Raw genomic sequence first — 20,072 nt, 5'->3', positions numbered from 1 at the left:
GCATCCAATAGCCGAAAAATCAACTTATTAGACAGCCCCCTTGAATTTCAATGTAAGCTATAGTAAATTCTCTCGTAAAGAAGCTTCTTTATTAGAGCGTTTATTCCCTTTATAGATAAAATAAAGTGCGATAATCATAAATAGTAATGCGAAGGCACGTTTCATATCTAATTCTATGACTAAACTATTGAACCATCCAAAATGATCAATAATTACACCAATTACAAGTTGACCAGCTATACCAGCAATACTAGTTGCGATAACCCCAATTCTAATAACTGCCATCACACTCAGAAGTAAATACAAAGTGCCCAAAAATGCTGCACTTAATTGCCATTTAGGTGCTTCTAGAAGTGCAAATACATTTCCACTAGCAAAAAATAAAATGAAAATGGTAAGAAACATTGTTCCAGTGAGAAAGGTTAAAAATGTTGTTTCAATTGTTCCAGCTTTTCGACTAAATGTTCCATTGATAGATGATTGTGCGCTTAATGTGATACCGCCAATCAATGTAAATAGAATCATAAATAAAGCCATAATTATAGACCTCCTAGTTTATTAAAATAAGTGCGATAATCATTGAAATAACTGCAAAAATCTTCTCCTTATTAATCCTGGTTTTCATACTACCAAGCCAACCAAAATGTTCAATAATCATACTCATTACTAATTGTCCGATAATTACAGCAACCATTGTTATGCCAACACCAACAAATGGGACACTTACAACAATTGAGGTTATATAAACAACACCCAAGACACCTCCAAGTAATGACCATTTAGGTGCTTCAAATGTATAGGAAAGCTTACCTTTTCCAAAAAAGAGCCATAACAGCCCCATGATTATTGAACCCATAAAGAAATTATAAAAACTTGTTTCTATTTGTCCAATTGTTTTTCCTAATTCAGCATAGATAGCTCCTTCAAAGCTAAGTGCTGCTCCAGCCAATAGGGCTAGTAAATAAGATATAAAACGCATAGATAAAATCTCCTTTTTAGTATAATTATATATCTAGAAAAACAGATGTAACCTGTAAAAAAACAGAAACCCAAAAAAATTAGATCTCTGTTTTAAAATATTTAGCTAACTGTTGAATAAATTCTTCATTACGCCTGTAGTAAGTCCATTGACCATGACGAATCGATTCAAGCAGACCAGCTTTTTGCATCATGGTTAAGTAGCTAGAAACGGTAGATTGAGAAACTTTGGCTTTTTCTTGAATATCCCCAACACATACTCCACCTTTGGAACTTACCCCCTTTGGCAGGTGAGCGCCTTGTTTTGGGAAATGCTTCTCGGGTTCCTTTAACCACTCTAGAATATTCAGTCGTGTTTCGTTGGATAACGCCTTGAATACATTAATAGGTTCCATGAGTATAATTGTATATCTAGATTTCTCGATATGTCAAGTAGAGAAAGAACAAACATAGTGAAAAAAATGGAGTGAAACTTATTTCTTATCTTATTCCTCTTGAATATTGAAAAGGTGGGTTTACTTTATGAGTTAATCTCTTCTCTGCGTGCAAACTCCAATAAGGATCATTAAGCATACCTCTTGCAATAGCTACAAGTTCTGCATCTCCATTTGAAATGGTTGCTTCTGCCAGTTCTGGGCTACTTAATTTACCAACAGCGATAACTGGAAGGTCTAATTGTTTTTTAAACTCACGTGCAAAGGGCACCTGATAACCCGGTGTGTTTTGTGGTTTGCGTTCTCCGGGAGGTCCTTCCCCACCACTTGAAACGTGAAAAACATCTACACCAGCTTTTTTAAAACGTTTTGCCATATCAATGGAGTGTGGTATGTCATAGCCCCCATCTATATATTCAATGGCAGACAATCGCATGATTAGTGGCATATCTTCTGGCATTACACTTTTGACCGCTTTAATAACTTCTTCTCCGAAAAGCGCTAGGTCTTTTCCATACTCATCTGTACGATTGTTGATGCTTGGTGATATAAACTGATGCAAGAGATAACCATGAGCTCCATGCAATTCGATTGTATCAAAACCTGCTTTTATTGCTCTTTCAGCAGCGTGTTTAAATTGCTGAACGGTTTCTTTCACTTCTTGATTTGTTAAAGCTCTTGGGGGTTTAAGTTCACCATTAATTGTTTCCTCTGGTAATACTTCTACAGGTATATCGGAAGCTCCTACAGGTTGATCGGCATCTTCTGCTTTTCTGCCTGCATGAGCAATTTGAATTCCAACCTTGGTGTCGTACTTTTTTATTTCATTAACAAGTCGTTGGTAATGTGGTACTTGTTCATCTGACCAAAGACCAAGATCGCCATTTGTTATACGCCCCTCGGGGGTAACACTAGTCATTTCCATAATAATGAGACCTGTTCCTCCGATCGCTCTTGAGACATAGTGAACAAAGTGCCAATCGTTTGGGATACCATCTTCTTTTGAGACTGAATACTGACACATCGGTGACATAACAATACGATTTTTCAACGTTAGATTTTTAATTGTATATGAACTGAATAAACGACTCATAACGGAAAACTCCTTTTCTTTTGTTTGTTTGCACATACATATAATTATGATGCCTAGAATTTAGAATGGGAAACATCGAATAACTATTTGTTTGCGCATGCATATATTATAACTTGTGTTATAATGATGTCAATAAATAGGGCTTGAAAGGATTATTATCATGAATAATAATAATGAGTTGTTTAATACTTGGATTAATCTGACGAAATATCACGACCGTATACTGAAAGCAATGGATTATACACTTCAGGATCAATTCCAATTAGGAATTAAAGAATTTTACCTTATGTATTACTTGGCACAATCAGAACAAAAGAAGATGAGGTTATCAGATTTAGTTCCAAAAGTGGGTCTTAGTCATAGTGCTCTATCACGCTTAATTACAAGACTGGAACAACATCGAGGCGAGTCGTTAGTTGAACGCCAAACGGATGCAATTGATAAACGATCTGTTGATATCTTTCTCATGAAAAAAGGAGAACAATTTATTCAAGAAATGCAAATGCTGATTAATGATAGCTTAGGATCTCGAATAAGCGAGAAGGATATACAAAATATTAAAAGGCTAGTTGAATAAGGCGGCTAATACTGATTACTTTATTCTATTAAAGGACGCTTTTATGAAGTAAGGAAAAAGTCCAATTTCTCAATTTTAATACTGAGAAATTGGACTCTTTAATATTGTATTTCCTTAACGTTGTAAATTCGCATAAATATACACTAAGCCTTCGGATGTGGCCGGCTACAATTTCGGAGTCTTAATCTAAGCCGTTTGTTTCCGTATCTAGAATGAGATATTTGGACCTATCATCAAGCCGTAAAAATATGTAATGAAAAAGATAACAGGTGCCCTTGTCGGGAAAACACATCGGTCAACGCAGCTTCAGGCAAATGTCCAGAGCTGCTTTTTTTGTACGCTGAATTTTTCAGTGTTGTGGAGCCGCTTAGTTTGTGGTGAGTGTCAGATAGCCCCCACCTAGCAGCGTGAGCGGACTTGGGACATACTTCTATAGATCCTGCTTCATCCGACAATCGGCGGGGAGCGAGGCTGACCAGGGCAGGAACAATTCCAGCATTTCGGCATCCAGCGGACCGGAGAGCTGCGGCAACTGCTCGAAGAGGTAATTCAAGTCGTTGTATGGACGCAGCCCGTTCTCCTTCGCTGTCTCGATTACGCTATAGATCGTCGCACTCGCTTTTGCGCCGCCCGGTGTGTTGGCGAACAGCCAGTTCTTTCGCCCGATTACAAATGGCTTGATGGACCGCTCGCTCGATTCGTTAAGATCGCGCTCGCGATAATACTGAAGAGATGCTCAGCTCGTGGCGCGGACGAGGGCTGGTTGCTGAGCCATGCAAGCGCAGCAGCTAGCGAGAACAGATCATCACCATCCATGTCGGTACGTGCCAGACCCTCGGTCTGAGCACGAGCGAGAAGTCGCGTGCCTGCCGTGCGCATGGTGACGCACGAAGCGTGGAGTGCGGACTCCGTGTCCTCCTTGGCTGCCATCATTGCGTCCACAACACCTTGATAGTTGCCCGTGAATGCAACGACGTCGCGCAGCCACGACACGAGTGCATCATCGGGCGAACTCGCAGTTTCGAGCTCACGTGCCTTTGTCGTAAACTCGTCGAAGCTTGAGCGGAGCAAAGCTTCGAGCAGCGCCTCTCTCGTCGGGAAATGACGATACAGTGTGCCGAGCCCGACACCAGCTCTGCGAGCGATTTCGCGCAGCGATGCATCGACGCCCTGCTCGGTTACAACGACGTTCGCGACTGCGAGTATGTGCTCATAGTTTTTCTTTGCATCAGCTCGCATAGAATTCCTCCTTGACAATCGGAGCGACGCTCCGTATAATCGTAAACGGAACAGTGATCCTCTTATGTGGAGCACTGCCCTGGTAAGTATAACTCATTTGCATGAAAGGAGAAAGCAAGATGTCTACAGATACAATGAAGGCGATTCGTCTGCATAATTTCGGCGGCCCAGAGGTACTGCGTTACGAGGAGGCGCCGCTCCCCGAGCTGAAGCAAGGTGAGGTGCTTGTCCGCGTTCACGCGGTTGGCATCAATCCCCCCGACTGGTACCTGCGCGAGGGGTATAAGGATCTGCCTCCTGAGTGGCAGCCGGCGGTGTCCTTTCCCTTCATTCTGGGGTCGGACGTGTCGGGCGTCGTCGAGGCGGTAGCCACGGATGTGCAAGGCTTCTCCATCGGCGATGAAGTTTTCGGCATGGTTCGCTTTCCTAGCATGGGAGAGAGCGCTGCTTATGCCGAGTACGTCATCGCGCCAGCGTCCGATCTTGCACTCAAACCGGCTGGCATCGATCACGTGCACGCCGCAGGAGCGCCGATGGCAGGTCTCACCGGATGGCAGTTCCTGATCGATCTGGGGCACAATGAAGCGAATCCGTTTCAACCGGAGATGCATCGCCCGGTACGGCTCAACGGCAAGACGGTGCTCGTCAATGGTGCCGCGGGCGGCGTGGGGCATTTAACGGTGCAGCTAGCTAAATGGAAGGGTGCGCACGTCATCGCGGTGGCATCAGGCAAGCATGAGTCGTTCCTGCATGAGCTCGGTGCCGACGAATTCATCGACTACACCAAGAGCCCTCCCGAGGACGTCGCGCATGACGTTGATCTCGTCCTCGATACCTTCGGCGGTCCAACAACCGATCGTTTCCTGCGTACACTCAAGCGTGGCGGCGCTTTGTTCCCGGTGTTCCTAGGTTTCTCCGACGCTGAGGAAGCCACAAAGCTGGGCGTTACAGTTTCAACGACCCAAGTGCGCTCGAACGGCCCGCAGCTAGCGGAATTAGGGCGCTTGCTTGATGCCGGGACGGTTCGCGTCGCCATCGACAGCACGTTCCCACTTGCAGATGCTCGTAAGGCGCATGAACGAGCCGCCGGTGGGCACAACCAAGGCAAGATCGTGCTCACGGTCGTTTGAGGCGACAGCTCGATTGATCATTGCACTCCTCGTGGAACGTCGCAAAACTTTGCAACGTTCCATAAGCGAGGACTGTGAATGAGCTTTGAAGAGTTTGCTAACTTCATTAAGAGAAAAAGGATGAAAAAAATGATTATACTCATGGGTTACGTTCACCTGAATCCGTCTGATGTGGATGAGTTCACCGCAGACGTTCAGGCCGTCGCTTCCAGCACGAGAGCTGAAAAGGGAGGCCTCTTTTATGCCTTTACTTTGGAAGATGCGCGCGCCGGACGCATGCTGACTGTCCAGCGGTGGCAAGATCAAGAATCGCTGACGGCCCATGTTGAAAGACATGAAACGGCGCCGTTTTTAAAAAAGTGGGGAAACAGGATGAGAATGGACATTCTAAAATACGATGCCTTGAACGAACGCTCGTTCATGGAGTAAAAGAGGTAAGTAGACCGGGGGTATCCTCTAGTCTCTCACGGAACAGATCGTGAAGGTCTCCCTTCATTCGCCTCTTGTTATCCAATCGCGGACAGTAGCCCTATTTGTCACTGGTAATGAATTATAGTATTTCTATATACCCTTCTGCTCCATTCACCCTGATCCTTTGTCCATCCTTGATCAGCTTGGTGGCATTTTCTACACCGACAACTGCTGGCAATCCATATTCACGGGCAATAACCGCTCCATGGGTCATCAGTCCGCCAACTTCGGTGACGAGACCTTTTATGGATACAAACAATGGTGTCCAGCTAGGGTCAGTAAAGGCTGTGACTAAGATATCTCCATCTTCTAGATTTGCATTTTCCATCTTTAAGATGACGCGTGCTCTGCCCTCTATAACTCCGGAAGAAACCGGTAGACCTACAATAGCTTCAGCTGGGAGATTTTCTCGTTTGTACTTACCTGCAATGATTTCACCATCAGACGTGATAACACGTGGGGGAGCTAGTTTTTCATATAATTTGTACTCGTCTTTTCGTTTGCTGATGATCTGGTAATCCAGCTTATTTGTGCGTACGACTTCGCGAAATTCTTCGAAGGTGAGATAGTATATATCTTCTTTTTCGTGAATAATGCCCACTTGTATGAGTTGTTCGGCTTCTTTCAGTAAAGCCTGTTTATAAACGAAGTAGCGATTAATCATGCCGTATTTTGGATATTCTCGATAACCGATGAAATTTCGAATTAGGTCAATCATTCGTTTTGTTTCTTTGGTTTTTGGGTCACCATCCGGTAATTGTTTCAATCGATCCAATAACTCATGTTCCTTTTCCAAAGCTTCTTGTCGCCCTTGCTCGAATTTGCGCTTGCCAGCATTGGCTTCAAAGTTTTTGATATTACCAAGAATCATAGGGACAAGTGTAATAGGTTTTTCACTCCAACGAGTTTTCGTGATATCGATTTCTCCGGGACATCGCATTCCGTATTTATTGAGAAAAGCATTGAAGGCATCTCTAGCACCCTGTCCACCATGAAAATTAACCAGTTCATCCAAAAAGTTATCATTTTTTACATGTTGTAAATAAGCAATTACTTCTGGATAAGGACGAATCACATCTGCGACATCCAACAGTGCCAGCCCCATTTCCGAAGTAATATTGTTTGGTACAGATTGAGAAAGCGTGTCCGCCGCGTTTTTTTCACCTAACCACTCGTTCATTTTTTCATTGATCCATGATGAAGCATTTATAGCAGCCATAAATACAGCTGAACTTTGTGGGTCAAATAAAATCTTCTTTAATTCCTGTATATCTTCTAGAATAAAATCAAATAAATCTGATCGTATTTTCGTTTGAATGTTTTGTTTTAACTCTTCTATGGATGTTTGGCTGCGATTAATCAAATCAGAAACGAATGATGGATTGTTTTCAATTTGTTCCGACATATCTGTATTGCCTCTGCTGGGACTCGGTGCTTTACTATCATTTGGTAACGATTTTATAAAATCTCCACGCTCAATGATGTTCATTAGTGCGTCTTTCATGAGCGGATCGTGTTGTCCCATAGCATTTAATAAAATGTTTCTACTTTCAGGCGAAGCCAGTTGATGTGTGACATCAACAAACAACCTACCGCCAGCTTTACGCATGGGTGCAGGAGTCGTTAACAGCCAAAAAGATAATCCCAATGGTTTCATGGGGTCGGTCATCATTTGTTGGTGACCGACAGATACATAAACGTGATTTTCCTGATCATTTGCTTCAGGGATGGGGTATAAAGTAGTGATTGGACGACTCTGGACAATATAAAATGTATCATCAACCAAACACCATTCGATGTCCTGGGGGCAACCAAAATAAGCTTCGATCTGTCTTCCGATGCGTGCCAGTTGTAAAATTTGTTGTTCAGTAAGTGTTTGAGTCTTTTGCTGATCCGGATCGATCTGCTGTGTCTCTGTTCCGCCTTCTTTTCGTCCATATATAGCCAATTTTTTGGCTGCTATCATCATATCGACGATTTTATCTTCATGGACCTTATAGCAATCGGCAGATACCAAGCCGGAGACAAGGGCCTCTCCTAGTCCAAAGCTAGCATCGATAGATAGCAGCTTTCGATTGGAAGTAATCGGATCAGCAGTAAATAAAATTCCTGAAGCCTGTGGGAACACCATCCGTTGAATGATAACGGATAAATACAATTGGCTGTGATCAAATCCGTTTTGAATTCGGTAAATTACTGCGCGATCCGTAAATAGGGAAGCCCAACATTTGCTGATGTGCCGCAAAATGGCTTCTTTTCCGATGATATTTAAATAGGTGTCTTGCTGACCGGCAAAAGAGGCATGTGGTAAATCTTCAGCAGTTGCACTGGAACGCACTGCATAAGCATGATCATCGCCAAACCGGGAGAGATAGTGAGCAACAGCGCACGCAACATCGGAAGGAATCTCTACTTCCATAATGATTTTCCGAATCTTCCTGCTGATTTCACCAATTTGATCTCGATCCTCTACTTTTAGCAGTGTTAGTTGATCCAGTAATTGATGAAGCTCCTCATTTTTCCCAATGACTCTTTTATATGCCTCAGTGGTAACGCAAAATCCTTCTGGCACTTGTATTCTATGAATCTTCGATAGTTCCCCCAAATTCATCCCTTTGCCACCGACCAACATTTGTCTCGTTTTATCGATCTCCCGAAACGCTAGTACATATGGTTTCATTTCTTTCCCTCCCATTTATCGCTCATTACCTAGACGAATCATATGACAAAAATTGTTTATCTGATCAACCAATTACGCTGTCCACTCGTTCTCGCTCCTGGCAAAGTTCCATGTTCCTATCAAACACTCCTTTAAAAAAATAAAAATAGGGGTTGACTGCAAAGGATTCTATAATGTATAATTATAATAGGGATAATTTATACAAAAAATAATATATTAGTGTATCCATATAAATTTACCATAGTTTCTCATTTTTATCAATGTATATACACGACCATAATTGTTGCAAATTCATAGGAAGAAAAACCCCTTTTCACAAGACAAATGACTCACAAAAAATGATATCCAACTATCCAATCATTTCATGCAGCGTCAGGAAAATACAGATTTACAACGTTAAGAAATTCCAATATTAAAAAGCCCAATTTCTTTGTATTAATATTAAGAAATTGGGCTTTTTTCGTTACCCCTTTAAAGCGCCCTATTGCGGCACAGGTCATGTAACCTTTATTGAAACAACTCTTTATTTTTTCTTGGTTAAATAAAAACTTTGCTCAATTAAGTTATAAATTTCTCCCTCTGGATCGGTACGATCTAAAACAAGTGAAATCCAATTTTCTTTATCCATATGATATCCAGATAAAATATTTGTTCCATTTCTTAAACTGTCACTTATTTCGGGGGGACATTTTAAATTCAAAACATCTATTTCCTTATTTCCATCTAGACCTAATTTTTCAGGGAGAACATTCATTATAAGAGCATACCATTTTTTGTTAGATTCATGTCTTAAGGCGGCATAGTTTGGGAATTTTTGAAATGGATAATCAGGCGATGTACCATAGTTTTCTTTGACGTGTTTAAAGATTTCTTCTCTTGTTATCATATCTGAATAATTCCTCCTTGGCACTCACTGATACAGGTATGCAAAGACTTACCTTATCTATTAATTTTGTATTGCGCATATAAATATAGGATTTTTAACAAACTGGCATAACATACATTCAAGATGAAGGTGTTGACTTTGAAACCTGTTGTTATTTCTCATTTGATAAAATATAACTCCTATTTTACTTAACCAATTGCTTTTCTATTAAACAATCTGGCATTTTATTGAACAACCTAATTGGCATTATTAAATTACTTTATTTGTATTTTAACGACTTTATTGTCAATCAACACAATGTAGGCAGTTTTTTTGATAAAGAATAAAAAGGGACTCCAGAAAATCAGTTTTCACTGACTTTCTGGACAGCCCCTTTGTTGGATTCGTCTATAAGGAAGTCGTTCATCACATACGATCATTTTTCTACCGATTAACCAAAAAATATATGTTTTAATTCATTAACCGTTAAAATAATAAATAATAAAATACTAACACCTAGTCCAATATTAGATAACCACTGATGACGATCAATCGTACCAACATATTTTTTCTTGTTTAGTAAATAAAGCAAAGTGATTGCCATGAAGGGCATAAAAATAGCTCCTAATGCACCATATGCAATGATTAACCCAACAGGTTTTCCCATGAAATGCAACAGCATTGGAGGAAATGTTAACCATAATACATAGAAACGATAGGCCTTTGTTTTACTTAAATCATCTTTACTAATGTCTTGATGACGAATCGTTCTAATAAAATCAGCAAATAAATAAGGAACGCCATTCCATACTCCAAGTACAGAAGTAAATGAAGCTGACCAAAATCCAATTAAGAATAAATATCGAACAGATGGATGTAGTTCGTTACCTAAGATTGAAGCAAATTCGATCAATCCTTTTTCCCCGCTAATATTCACATTCGTTCCATATAGTAATCCCGCACCTAACACAAGGAGTGAGATCGTAAACAACGCAGTAACAATATATGCAATCGCAGAATCATAGCGAACGGCACGAATAAATGAAGGTCCCTTCCATTTATTCTCTTGTAACCAATATCCATAAGAAGCCATCGTTAGTGAACCACCTACTCCGCCAATTAAACCGAGAGCATATACCAATGAACCCTCTGGAAGTGTTGGTAAAGCGGTGCCCCAAACATCACTTAGTTGCGGGATAACTAGGATAGCAGATCCAACAACTGTAATAAACATCATTCCAATTAAACCGTTCATGACCTTTTCAAACGTTTTATATTTTCCCCACCATACTAATATAAATCCTAATAATCCATGAATGATTGCCCATTGAGTTAAAGAAAGTTGAGGAAATAATGCCGCCATTGCCAGCGCACATGAAGCTGTACCTGCAGCACCATAAACAAAGCCCCAAATGACTGAATAAACACCAAAATAACCTGTTGCCCATTTCCCCATAAGATGCCATCCTTCTAATATGGTTTTACCACTTGTTAAATGCCAACGACCAACGCCTTCATTTAAAGTAAATTTAAGAATGGAACCTATTAGAATCGCCCAAAGAAATACTAATCCATAATTTGTACCTGCCACAAGTGCAGCAACTAAATCACCTGCACCTACTCCGGTAGCGGCAACGATCAATCCTGGTCCGATAATAGAAGCTTTTTTCGCCCCTAGATTTCCCTCAATTTGTGTCTGTATTTGTTTTTCTTCTTTCATTGTAAACTCCTTTGTATTCATGTTGATATCGCTTTCAAATTTTTGGTGTTAAAATCCATTTTCCCTTATAGACCAGCAGAATCACTAGAATCTGTTTCTGGAAATCCACCAAGATCATACCAGTTATCAGCAAGATTTCGTTTTTATTAGTTAATAGAATCTAAAAATTTGCCAAAATAAGTTAATTTGTGTGAAATCGTATTTTTCTTCGGCTACTTCTTTATCAATAGCTAATTTCTTACTATTTAGGCTTAATTAAAAAGTTCCTAACTTTTTGAAACAAAAAAGCATTTAAATCCATTCTTTTATGCTTGTACCCATTTTAGTTTTATTCTTAAGTATAAAATAGGAATTTCTAATCATTTGGAAAATACTGGTATTTAAACGTTTTGGAATTTTGGTTCTAGTACAAAAAATCTATCAAACTTGGCCATAGAGATACTACCAGTCTAGACAAACCCAATGTTGCTGCCATGATAAAGGTAGTAGCACCAATATTACAAGCGAGATAATCTACCCCTTCCTTGTAATATGTATCTTTTCCTTTTATTTTAGAACCCCTTTTTCTTTATAATATTTTTCAGCTCCACGATGTAATGGCAGCGGCAGTTTTTGGGTGGCTTTTTCCAGTTCGATTTTCTTGGCCGAGCTGTGTGCATTTCGTAGATCTTCCAGATTATCAAATAATGTTTTTGTCAGTTCATAAACTTCTTCTTCCGGCATATCTTTATTTGTAATCAGGAGGCTATTAACCATTACCGTTTCCCTGTCCTCCTTTACACCATTATATGTGTTAGCTGGAATTGTTCCAATATCAAAAGTCGGATACTTTTTCTTTAATTCCTCTATAAGTTCTTTCGGTACCGGAATAATTTCAACTTCGTCGGTTATAGCTAATTCCATAATATCCAAATTTGGATAACCGGAAGAGAGAAAAGCTACGTCTGTTGTACCGTTTTTAATACTTTCGATACTTTCTGAAAAAGACAGGAAGTCCGCGTTAATCTCGTCATATGTGATACCGACCGCATCCAGAATCCGCTTTGCCATAATTTCTGTACCGCTGCCCATCTCTCCGATAGCAATATCTTTTCCTTTCAAGTCTTGTAGTGTATGAACTTTTACCGACTTAGGCGCTACAATCTGCATATAGTTTGGATACAGCGAAGCAACAGCTCTTACGTTGGAGAGCGCTCCTGCCTTAGCAAAGTTTCCTTCCCCGCTATAAGCGTCTGCCACAATATCAGCCATTGCAAATCCGAGCTCCGCTTTTTTCTGTGAAATTTTGACGGTATTTTCTGCAGAAGCCCCGGTTGTCTGCACGCTTGCCTGGGCATCCAGCTTCTCTCCATAAATTTTGGCAATGGCATTACCAATCTGGAAGTAAATTCCGGATGTTCCTCCAGTCAAAATAGTGAGTGGTTTTTCAGTAACTTGCCCTTCATATTCGGAACCGCTTTCACTCTCTTCGTCAGAAGAAGCTTGATTTCTACACCCCACAGACACGATAAGCAATAAACATAAAACAAACGCCAATCCTGTGTATTTTTTCATATCTGCACTCCTATTTTATTAGAGCTTACATTATTAATATGCAATTTTCATGCCAGTTATAAAATTCATACTAATTAATAGAAACAGAGGGATAGGCGGCAAAAAATGCCGCATAAGACCGGCAAAACATTCCTACCCGGCATTTTTTGCCTACTCTTGTTGATCTTGACGGTAAAGATGAAGTTTATTACGGAGATTTCGTTCGCTAATGCCGAGCATACCAGCGGTTTTTCTTCGATTTCCCCCGCATTGTGCAAGTACAGACTCAATAATCAACTGCTCTGCTTCTTTCATAGTAGAGTTAAATGGAATTTCAATGATCTTCTTCTCCGGCATGTAATCAGCAGGAATTGGCGAGTGGTCTCCGTGCTCATTTTGCACTACGATTGGCAAGTCTTTGGCCGAGATTATGCTGTCTTTGGCCATTGCAACAGCATATTCAAGTATATTGCCCAGCTGTCTTATATTTCCAGGATAGTCATATGTCAGCAGCACTTTAAATGCTTCTGGCGAAAGAGAATGGAGTGGTCGCTGCATTTCTTCAGAATATTTTTTTAGGAAATATGGGATGAGAAGTGCTATATCTTCTTTCCGTTCACGCAGCGGCGGCAATTCAATCGGAATGACATTCAGACGGAAATATAAGTCTTCACGGAAGGAACCTTCTTCTACCATGCGCAGCAACCCTTTATTCGTAGCGCTAATAATACGGACATCAACCTTTTTCGCTTCCGTTGTACCAAGCGGAGTTATTTCTTTTTCCTGTAAAACGCGAAGCATTTTTGCCTGCAGGGAATGTGGCATCTCTCCAATCTCGTCTAGAAAAAGTGTGCCTCTGTCAGCGGCCGCCACTTTGCCGTTTTGACTGCGTACAGCACCTGTAAAAGCACCTTTCACAAAGCCAAACAGTTCACTTTCAAGAAGTGCTTCCGGAATGGCGGCACAATTAACAGAAATAAATGGCCCATTTGCTCTCTTTCCCTGCCTATGAATGCCTCGAGCTACAAGCTCTTTCCCTGTTCCACTTTCACCGAAAACAAGCACGCTTGAATCAATATCTTTCACTTTATCAATGATAGAAAAAACTTGCCTCATAACCATGCTTTTGCCGATCATTTGGTCATATCCTTTGATTTTCTCAATCGTTTCGTTCAATTTACGAATTTTGTTATGTAGCTCCTGATGTTCTAATGTTTTTTCAATTAAAATTTGCAGCTCGTCAATATCAAGCGGTTTTGTGATGTAATGGTAGGCGCCCCTCTTGATAGCCTCAACAGAAGACTCGATCGTCCCATAGGCAGTCATCATAATGACCGATGTTTGCGGCTGGATCTCTTTAATTTTAGTCAGCACTTCCAGCCCGTTATATTCACCGAGCCGCCAGTCCAGCAAAACAACATGTATTTGCCGTCTGCCAAGAAGATCATAAGCTTCTAGGACGTGCGTGATGGCGGTCACTTCATAGTCGGTTTCTAGAGCGAATCGGAGAGATGAACCGATAGCAGGTTCATCATCTACGATGAGGACAGTTGGCTTCATGTTATTTATCTCCTTTTTCTTTAGCTACAGGCAAATTGAGAGTAAAGGTAGTCCCGCACCCTTTTTTCGTTTCAACGTTCATTTCCCCGTTATTTTCTTGTATCCATTGGTAGCATAACGATAAACCAAGACCTACTCCATGTTTTTTCGTTGTATAAAACGGTTCTAGGATGTGAGGAAGCTCCTCCTTTTCCATACCGCTGCCTGTATCTTCAACATGGATAAAGCCCGTTCCGTTTTCTACTTCAGCTCGGATAGACAGCTTTTTTTCGGCACTGGTTTCCATCGCATCAAGCGCATTTAACATAAGATTCAGCATAACTTGTTTTATTTGATCCGGATCACTATACAGCTGCATACTAGGCTCGATTTCCAAACGTAAGCGGACTCCCTGTTTTTTCAAAGTAGGCTCTATGATGGCCACGAGGGAGTGGATGAACGACTCTAAATCAAAAGTTATTTTTTGGGGATATTTAGGGCGTGCATAATCAAGTAAACTCTCCACAATATGATTCATTCTTTTAAGCGCTTCCGGTACATGTTTAAGCAATTCTTTCCGGAAGGCGGGATCTTCATATTTCCTCGGCAGCAAATCAATAAAAGTTTTTACTGATGTAAGCGGGTTGCGAACCTCATGTGCAACACCCGCTACAAGCTGCCCGAGAGCCCGCATCTTTTCCTGAGTCGCAAGCTTTTTCTCAAGCATTCGTTCTTCAGAACGGTCCGCAAGCGTAATTAAATATCCATTCTTTTGATCCCGCTCTTCATAAAGTGGGATCACTCGATATAATACAAAGTGAAGCTCGCCATCTTGTTTATATTCAATTTCTTCCGTAAACAGAAACGGTCCGCTTTTTTTATGCTTTGCCGTTTCATACGTTTGAAAAATTTGGCGGATAAGCGGATGTTTATGAATTTCTGTTGTTTGAACAGACTCTACCTCTGTAAGGCAAAGCATTTCCTTCGCCCGCTGGTTCAGGCTTGTAAGCTTGAGAGATTGGTCAAAAGTCAGAACCCCGGAGAACATATGGTCAATAATCTGTGTCTTAAATGCATGAGCCTGTGAAATTGCGTGTTGCTGAACCTCCAGCTTCCTGTTTGCATCGGCAAGAGCGGATGTCCGCTTCTCCACTTCTTTCTTCAACCGCTTACTCCAAATATAAATGACTAATAAACTACCAAACGTCAATCCAATCATAACAAGAAGTACGGTAATCCAATTCTGCATTTCCTTCAGCCGCTCGTCAGAAGGGGCAAACCATTTGGTGTATAACCTTTGATATTCGCCACTGGCCTTCATATCAACAAGGGCATGGTTAATCATTGAGAGGAGCTGTGTATCCCCCGGCCAAGTTGCCACCGCAAACTCTGAAGGTACCCCAAAATCATCAAGAACGGCATACTGTCCTTTTTTCTGTGATTGTTCAAGATAGAACTCGGCTGTCCACTTGTTGGAAAGAAAAGCGTCGGCCCGTCCTAAAAACAGAAGGTGAAGCGCATCTTCAGGATCCAGTGCAAATTGAAATTCAATTTGTCTTACATTTTGCAGCAGTTCGAAGGAAACAGGATCCTCACGCATTGCAACGGTTTTGCCGCGCAGGTCAGCTAAGGAATTAACGGAGGATTTCAAATGGTTTGGAATAATAACAACGTCCGCCATCGTAAAATACGGCTCAGAAAACTGAAAGATTTGATTTTGATCTGCCGAGTATTTCAACCCCATAATGGCATTGATTTTCCCCTCTTGCAGCGCACGTGTCGCTTGATAAAGATCCATCGGAATATATTCAAACTCCACATTCTCTTCTTCTGCAATATGATCAAGAAGATCAATGCTAAAACCGGTGAACTCTCCATGATTATTGATATAAGAAAAAGGAGCAAGATGTTTTTCGCCTGCGATGCGATATACTTTTTTATCTTGTAAATGATCGGACTTCCCTGCTGTTCGATCCTCCATTTCTACAGATGCAGATACAGGATTAGAGGAGACAAGCAAAATCAAATACAGAAAAAAACAGAATAAACGAAGTTGTAAATACATAAAGTACAGCTATCTCCTTTTTAGAATACTGCTATTATTGAAACATAGTTAATGATTTACCTTTGACGATACTTAACGGTCAGGACTTCCCCTTTAGTATTTGTTCAGGAAAAGAAAAAAGGAATTCGTTAGCCATTTAGGGTTCATTCTCTGAGATATAATAAACCGCCATATAAACTTTATTTTACCTTTTTTCATCTTAATTTCTCCATTAAATCAACTTTAGTATGTTACGAAATGATCCCTCCCTGTTCGGAAATATACATCTTAAAATCCCCATTTTCCTGACGCTTCCCCCTTGCTCTTAACGTTTTACTTATTGTCGGCCTAATTTGTAAGTTTCATAAACGCTTATTTCCTATTCTTTTACTTAATAAGATTTTACTTTATATATAGCCATTGTTTTAGCAACCATATATTTATAGGATTTCTGACTGGAGAAATAACTTTTTGAGTTTTTATTAATCTCAGTATAAACATAACAACCCTTAAGTTTTTATAGAATTCGGGACGAATTCTATGCAGCCTTTCTACTTCCATATATCGTTTTGGCAACTTACCACGATCGATGATTTGTTTATTTAGAGCTTCAAGTATTCTCCCTGATGAATTCCAGGGAAGTGCGTTATCCCATATGTATAAGTTTGTCACCAATAGATACTCCGTCTTCTCTTGATTCACCTGTTACAAATTGTTTAGCAGGACTCAAAAATAATGTATATCTCTTATGAAAGAATATGGCCAAATATATAAAGAAAAAGCACAATTCCTGCTACAGAATTGCAGCCGATTACGAGTGATCACACTTTTATTCTTTAATTCTATACCAATATCTGTATTGTTCTTTAAATCCTAATTTAGAATAAAGGTTTAATGCAGGAATATTGTTTAATTCAACTTGTAGATAGGCATTCTTAGCCCCATTTTCTTTACCCCAATGGATCAAATGTCTAATTACTTCGGCTCCATAGCCTTGGTTCCTATATTTTTCATGCGATACAATATCAAATAAGCCTATGTATTCATCTTCTAAAACACCCAGTCCACAAGCTACGACTGAATCATAATCAATTAACAAAATAAAGCAAGAGGCAGAAACAATATTTTCTAGCATTTTCTTTAGTGTTAGTTGATGTTTTTCACTTATATTGTTTAAAATACAGAAATTATGAAACCAATTTTCATGCAAATTATAATAAATAACAACATTTGTTGCTGCTGTTTTATCGATTTCAAATATTGGCAACAATTGAACACTTGTTTCACCCTCAAGAGTATATTCATTCTTTTCAAGAACGCTATCTAAATTGCTTAAACCACCAACTAGTGGTGTCATTTTATAAACAACCCTTAAATTGTTTTCTCGATACATTTTTTCATTATTCTCTATCTTTCTTTTCATATCTTCATTTGAGGAATAAATAGGATTGATTGAATTTGCTCTTTTTGTATATCCTTCTGAAAAACGTAATATCCATCCATCATACATTAGAGTTTGAAGTGCTGGTAAAGCATTCATTGATAATTCTTCTAATTTTTGTATCAGGGCACTATTAGACATTCTGCTACTCCTTTTTAAATTTTATATTATAAATCAAACTGTATAATTATTCATAATAACATGTTTTTATACAATTAAATATTACTATTTTCCTTTTATCGAATAATACTAAAAGGCACATCTCATTACTTATGAAATGTGCCTGATTGCTGAAGAAGTGACAATTACTATCGAGTATTTCCTAATGATATTTATTGTATTTTATCTTTGGAATGGGAAATATTATTCATTCTCATTCAAATGATAGATTAATTGCACAACGCCAGATGAGAACGTTCTTGTATTAACCATTTTTAAATTCAACCTCTGTTTTATATCAATAAACAACGGTTTTCCTTCTCCCAAAATAACAGGGTGAACAGATAATCTAAATTCATCAACAAGTCCTAAATTGATAAAAGTTGTCATAAGACTTGCTCCACCATATAGCCAGATGTCTTTACCAGGCTTATTCTTTAATTTATTTACTTCTTCAAGAATATTATTATTTATGAATATTGCTTTACTATCAGTCCCTTTTTGCGTTCTGGAAAACACATATTTGTCTTTACTATGAACTAAATCCCAAATTTCTTTTTCAGGATCAGTATCTTCCATTTCTGGAGTAAATTGTCCCCATAAATCGTAGCTTTTTCTTCCATATAAAATCGTATCAATTTGATTTAAAAAATAAATAAACCCCATCTCAGAGTCCATGATGCACCAATCAACTTCCCCATTTTTCCCTTCAATAAAACCATCTAAAGAAACTGCTAAATCTAAAATTATTCTTCTTGGTCTTACGTTATTGGACATAATTCTTCCTCCCTTTAATCATTTAAATATTGTTTCTCACTCAAAGGTTTTTATATTTTCAATATTTACAGCATTTATTTCTGAATAAAATTACTGATGTTATTAAACCTGCCCTTTAACTTAATAACAATCATCACAAATTTCCATTATTTACTCAATTAGTTATTTAAGAAGGCCCTTTAAAGCAAAAAAGACGCAATCCTTACTGCAGGAAAGCGCCCGATTGTGAAATTGGCAAAGGCAGCCTAATTATCGAATAGCCCTCTTCCTCTCAGATTTGCGGAAACAGGCTCCTTTCCTATTTCACGTGCCCATATAGATAACTGGCCGATATGGTGGATTTCGTGGACAATGACATGACGTATGATCTCTCCGTGTGTACATTCAATGACTCGGCGCCTGATTGGTGCGTCTCTAGAGCTAATCGGTTCTTCATTGAAATCAGTTTCTGAAAGTTTCCGAGAATCCATTTCATTTGTCCAAGATGTCACAAATGGCTTCACTTTCTCATGGTATTGAGCTGAAAGATTTTTCACTTTTTGTAAGCTGGCATAATTCTCAAACAATGGCTCCTCAGGCACTGGTTCACCTCGCAACCCTAAGATCCACATATATTCCACATCTGCTATGTGAAATAGGGTATGTAGGATACTGCCGAACCCACCGACCCGTTTCTTTAATAGTTCTTCATCCGGGATGTCTTCGCACAATGTAAACCAATCATCACGAACTTGCCAGTTATATTGAAACAGTTTCAACATCGCAACAACCTCCATCTTTTATAGATTAACATTTAATATTCACCAAAAGACTTCATAATCCCTATTACTCTAAAAAAACCTGTTAAAATCCTCCATAAACTGGCCCTAAAATGAAAAATGAGCGCCAATCCTTGTTCCAGGATAGCGTTCTTTCCACTAACCTGCTTCGTTCGTGCAGTAACTTCAACAAAAAGAGCGTCAATCCTTCTTAGATCAACTTTACGCGTTAACATTATATGATATTTCATTCGCGATCACCTCTATGTTATATTACACGAACAAAAGTTCGATCATGTGAAGAAAAAAGCCTAACCGAAGCTAGGAGGTTAAAGTTAGGCAATTATTTATAAAAAAACTGAAAAAAGGTGAAACAATTATAAATACTAGATCGTCAATAGATTGAAAGAGACATAGAATTTATTGGGTTTTGAGGTGATATATGAGAAAATTATTTATTATGTTTAATTTGGTGGCTAAATTACTTTTTAGGAATTTGGGGCAGTCTGACAAAAAAGAACGGGAGAGGGTAAATTTGCTTAAACGACCACCTGCTAAAGCAGGTGGATTTTGACATAAATGTCGACGACTAAAGTCGTTAACTAAGACTGAAGTCATCTGAAAGACCTTAAGC

Annotated in this window: 19 protein-coding genes and 1 pseudogene; 3 read left to right on the top strand and 17 right to left on the bottom strand. The window is 39.5% G+C overall.

Going from position 1 to position 20,072, the window contains the following annotated elements; genetic code table 11:
* Nucleotides 1-57: 57 nt before the first annotated feature.
* From IC621_RS24035 to IC621_RS24020, 4 genes are all read right to left on the bottom strand, one after another.
* On the bottom strand, nucleotides 58-537 hold the full coding sequence (locus tag IC621_RS24035; RefSeq protein WP_191162256.1) for a DMT family transporter: 480 nt from the start codon (nucleotides 535-537) through the stop codon (nucleotides 58-60).
* A 13-nt stretch (nucleotides 538-550) separates the two neighbouring features.
* Nucleotides 551-979 (bottom strand): DMT family transporter, encoded by a 429-nt coding sequence (locus tag IC621_RS24030; protein ID WP_191162254.1) that lies wholly within the window; start codon nucleotides 977-979, stop codon nucleotides 551-553.
* Nucleotides 980-1,058: 79 nt separating this feature from the next.
* On the bottom strand, nucleotides 1,059-1,373 hold the full coding sequence (locus tag IC621_RS24025) for an ArsR/SmtB family transcription factor (RefSeq protein ID WP_191162252.1): 315 nt from the start codon (nucleotides 1,371-1,373) through the stop codon (nucleotides 1,059-1,061).
* Nucleotides 1,374-1,458: 85 nt separating this feature from the next.
* On the bottom strand, nucleotides 1,459-2,505 hold the full coding sequence (locus IC621_RS24020) for an NADH:flavin oxidoreductase/NADH oxidase (protein WP_191162250.1): 1,047 nt from the start codon (nucleotides 2,503-2,505) through the stop codon (nucleotides 1,459-1,461).
* Nucleotides 2,506-2,665: 160 nt separating this feature from the next.
* On the opposite strand from IC621_RS24020, the gene IC621_RS24015 reads away from it, so the two are divergent.
* Nucleotides 2,666-3,082, top strand: coding sequence for a MarR family winged helix-turn-helix transcriptional regulator (locus IC621_RS24015; protein WP_191162248.1), 417 nt, complete (start codon nucleotides 2,666-2,668; stop codon nucleotides 3,080-3,082).
* A 430-nt stretch (nucleotides 3,083-3,512) separates the two neighbouring features.
* On the opposite strand, the pseudogene IC621_RS24010 reads toward IC621_RS24015, so the two are convergent.
* Both IC621_RS24010 and IC621_RS24005 read right to left on the bottom strand, forming a co-directional pair.
* A pseudogene (locus IC621_RS24010) lies at nucleotides 3,513-3,785 on the bottom strand (transposase domain-containing protein); the annotation flags it as partial.
* Nucleotides 3,749-4,321 carry a TetR/AcrR family transcriptional regulator gene (locus tag IC621_RS24005; protein WP_191162245.1) on the bottom strand — a complete coding sequence of 191 codons (573 nt, stop codon included), beginning with the start codon at nucleotides 4,319-4,321 and terminating at the stop codon, nucleotides 3,749-3,751. The gene IC621_RS24005 and the pseudogene IC621_RS24010, both read right to left, overlap by 37 nt.
* A 119-nt stretch (nucleotides 4,322-4,440) precedes the next feature.
* Between IC621_RS24005 and IC621_RS24000 the strand changes: the two genes are divergently transcribed.
* Nucleotides 4,441-5,451 carry an NADP-dependent oxidoreductase gene (locus IC621_RS24000; protein WP_191162243.1) on the top strand — a complete coding sequence of 337 codons (1,011 nt, stop codon included), beginning with the start codon at nucleotides 4,441-4,443 and terminating at the stop codon, nucleotides 5,449-5,451.
* Between the two features lie 78 nt (nucleotides 5,452-5,529).
* Complete coding sequence (locus tag IC621_RS23995) at nucleotides 5,530-5,880, top strand: putative quinol monooxygenase (RefSeq protein WP_224752777.1); 351 nt, start codon at nucleotides 5,530-5,532, stop codon at nucleotides 5,878-5,880.
* Nucleotides 5,881-6,001: 121 nt separating this feature from the next.
* On the opposite strand, the gene ppsA is transcribed toward IC621_RS23995, so the two are convergent.
* The 11 genes from ppsA to IC621_RS26710 form a co-directional block, all read right to left on the bottom strand.
* Complete coding sequence (gene ppsA, locus IC621_RS23990; RefSeq protein ID WP_191162241.1) at nucleotides 6,002-8,602, bottom strand: phosphoenolpyruvate synthase; 2,601 nt, start codon at nucleotides 8,600-8,602, stop codon at nucleotides 6,002-6,004.
* 523 nt (nucleotides 8,603-9,125) lie between these two features.
* Complete coding sequence (locus IC621_RS23985; protein WP_191162239.1) at nucleotides 9,126-9,488, bottom strand: MmcQ/YjbR family DNA-binding protein; 363 nt, start codon at nucleotides 9,486-9,488, stop codon at nucleotides 9,126-9,128.
* A 430-nt stretch (nucleotides 9,489-9,918) separates the two neighbouring features.
* The gene (locus tag IC621_RS23980) at nucleotides 9,919-11,187 is read right to left on the bottom strand and encodes an Nramp family divalent metal transporter (RefSeq protein ID WP_191162237.1); all 1,269 of its coding nucleotides are present in this window, start codon (nucleotides 11,185-11,187) and stop codon (nucleotides 9,919-9,921) included.
* 546 nt (nucleotides 11,188-11,733) lie between these two features.
* Nucleotides 11,734-12,741 carry a TAXI family TRAP transporter solute-binding subunit gene (locus IC621_RS23975; protein ID WP_191162235.1) on the bottom strand — a complete coding sequence of 336 codons (1,008 nt, stop codon included), beginning with the start codon at nucleotides 12,739-12,741 and terminating at the stop codon, nucleotides 11,734-11,736.
* 150 nt (nucleotides 12,742-12,891) lie between these two features.
* Nucleotides 12,892-14,280, bottom strand: a complete 1,389-nt coding sequence (locus tag IC621_RS23970; RefSeq protein WP_191162233.1) for a sigma-54-dependent transcriptional regulator — start codon at nucleotides 14,278-14,280, stop codon at nucleotides 12,892-12,894.
* 1 nt (nucleotide 14,281) lies between these two features.
* Nucleotides 14,282-16,324 carry a transporter substrate-binding domain-containing protein gene (locus IC621_RS23965; protein WP_191162231.1) on the bottom strand — a complete coding sequence of 681 codons (2,043 nt, stop codon included), beginning with the start codon at nucleotides 16,322-16,324 and terminating at the stop codon, nucleotides 14,282-14,284.
* Nucleotides 16,325-17,132: 808 nt separating this feature from the next.
* Complete coding sequence (locus tag IC621_RS23960; RefSeq protein ID WP_191162229.1) at nucleotides 17,133-17,885, bottom strand: GNAT family N-acetyltransferase; 753 nt, start codon at nucleotides 17,883-17,885, stop codon at nucleotides 17,133-17,135.
* Nucleotides 17,886-18,107: 222 nt separating this feature from the next.
* Nucleotides 18,108-18,680 (bottom strand): dihydrofolate reductase family protein, encoded by a 573-nt coding sequence (locus IC621_RS23955; protein WP_191162227.1) that lies wholly within the window; start codon nucleotides 18,678-18,680, stop codon nucleotides 18,108-18,110.
* Between the two features lie 245 nt (nucleotides 18,681-18,925).
* Entirely contained in the window at nucleotides 18,926-19,441 is a 516-nt protein-coding gene (locus IC621_RS23950) for a DinB family protein (RefSeq protein WP_191162225.1), read from the bottom strand.
* A 32-nt stretch (nucleotides 19,442-19,473) separates the two neighbouring features.
* Nucleotides 19,474-19,689, bottom strand: a complete 216-nt coding sequence (locus IC621_RS23945) for a hypothetical protein (RefSeq protein ID WP_191162223.1) — start codon at nucleotides 19,687-19,689, stop codon at nucleotides 19,474-19,476.
* 169 nt (nucleotides 19,690-19,858) lie between these two features.
* Nucleotides 19,859-20,072, bottom strand: a 214-nt coding sequence (locus IC621_RS26710; RefSeq protein WP_224752776.1) for a hypothetical protein, incomplete at its 5' end; no start/stop codon positions are given.

This window comes from Metabacillus arenae (genome assembly GCF_014773385.1).
GTDB classification, from domain to species: Bacteria; Bacillota; Bacilli; order Bacillales; family Bacillaceae; genus Metabacillus_D; species Metabacillus_D arenae.
Note: the sequence above shows the minus strand (reverse complement) of the source record. Positions and strands in the feature narration are given on the sequence as shown.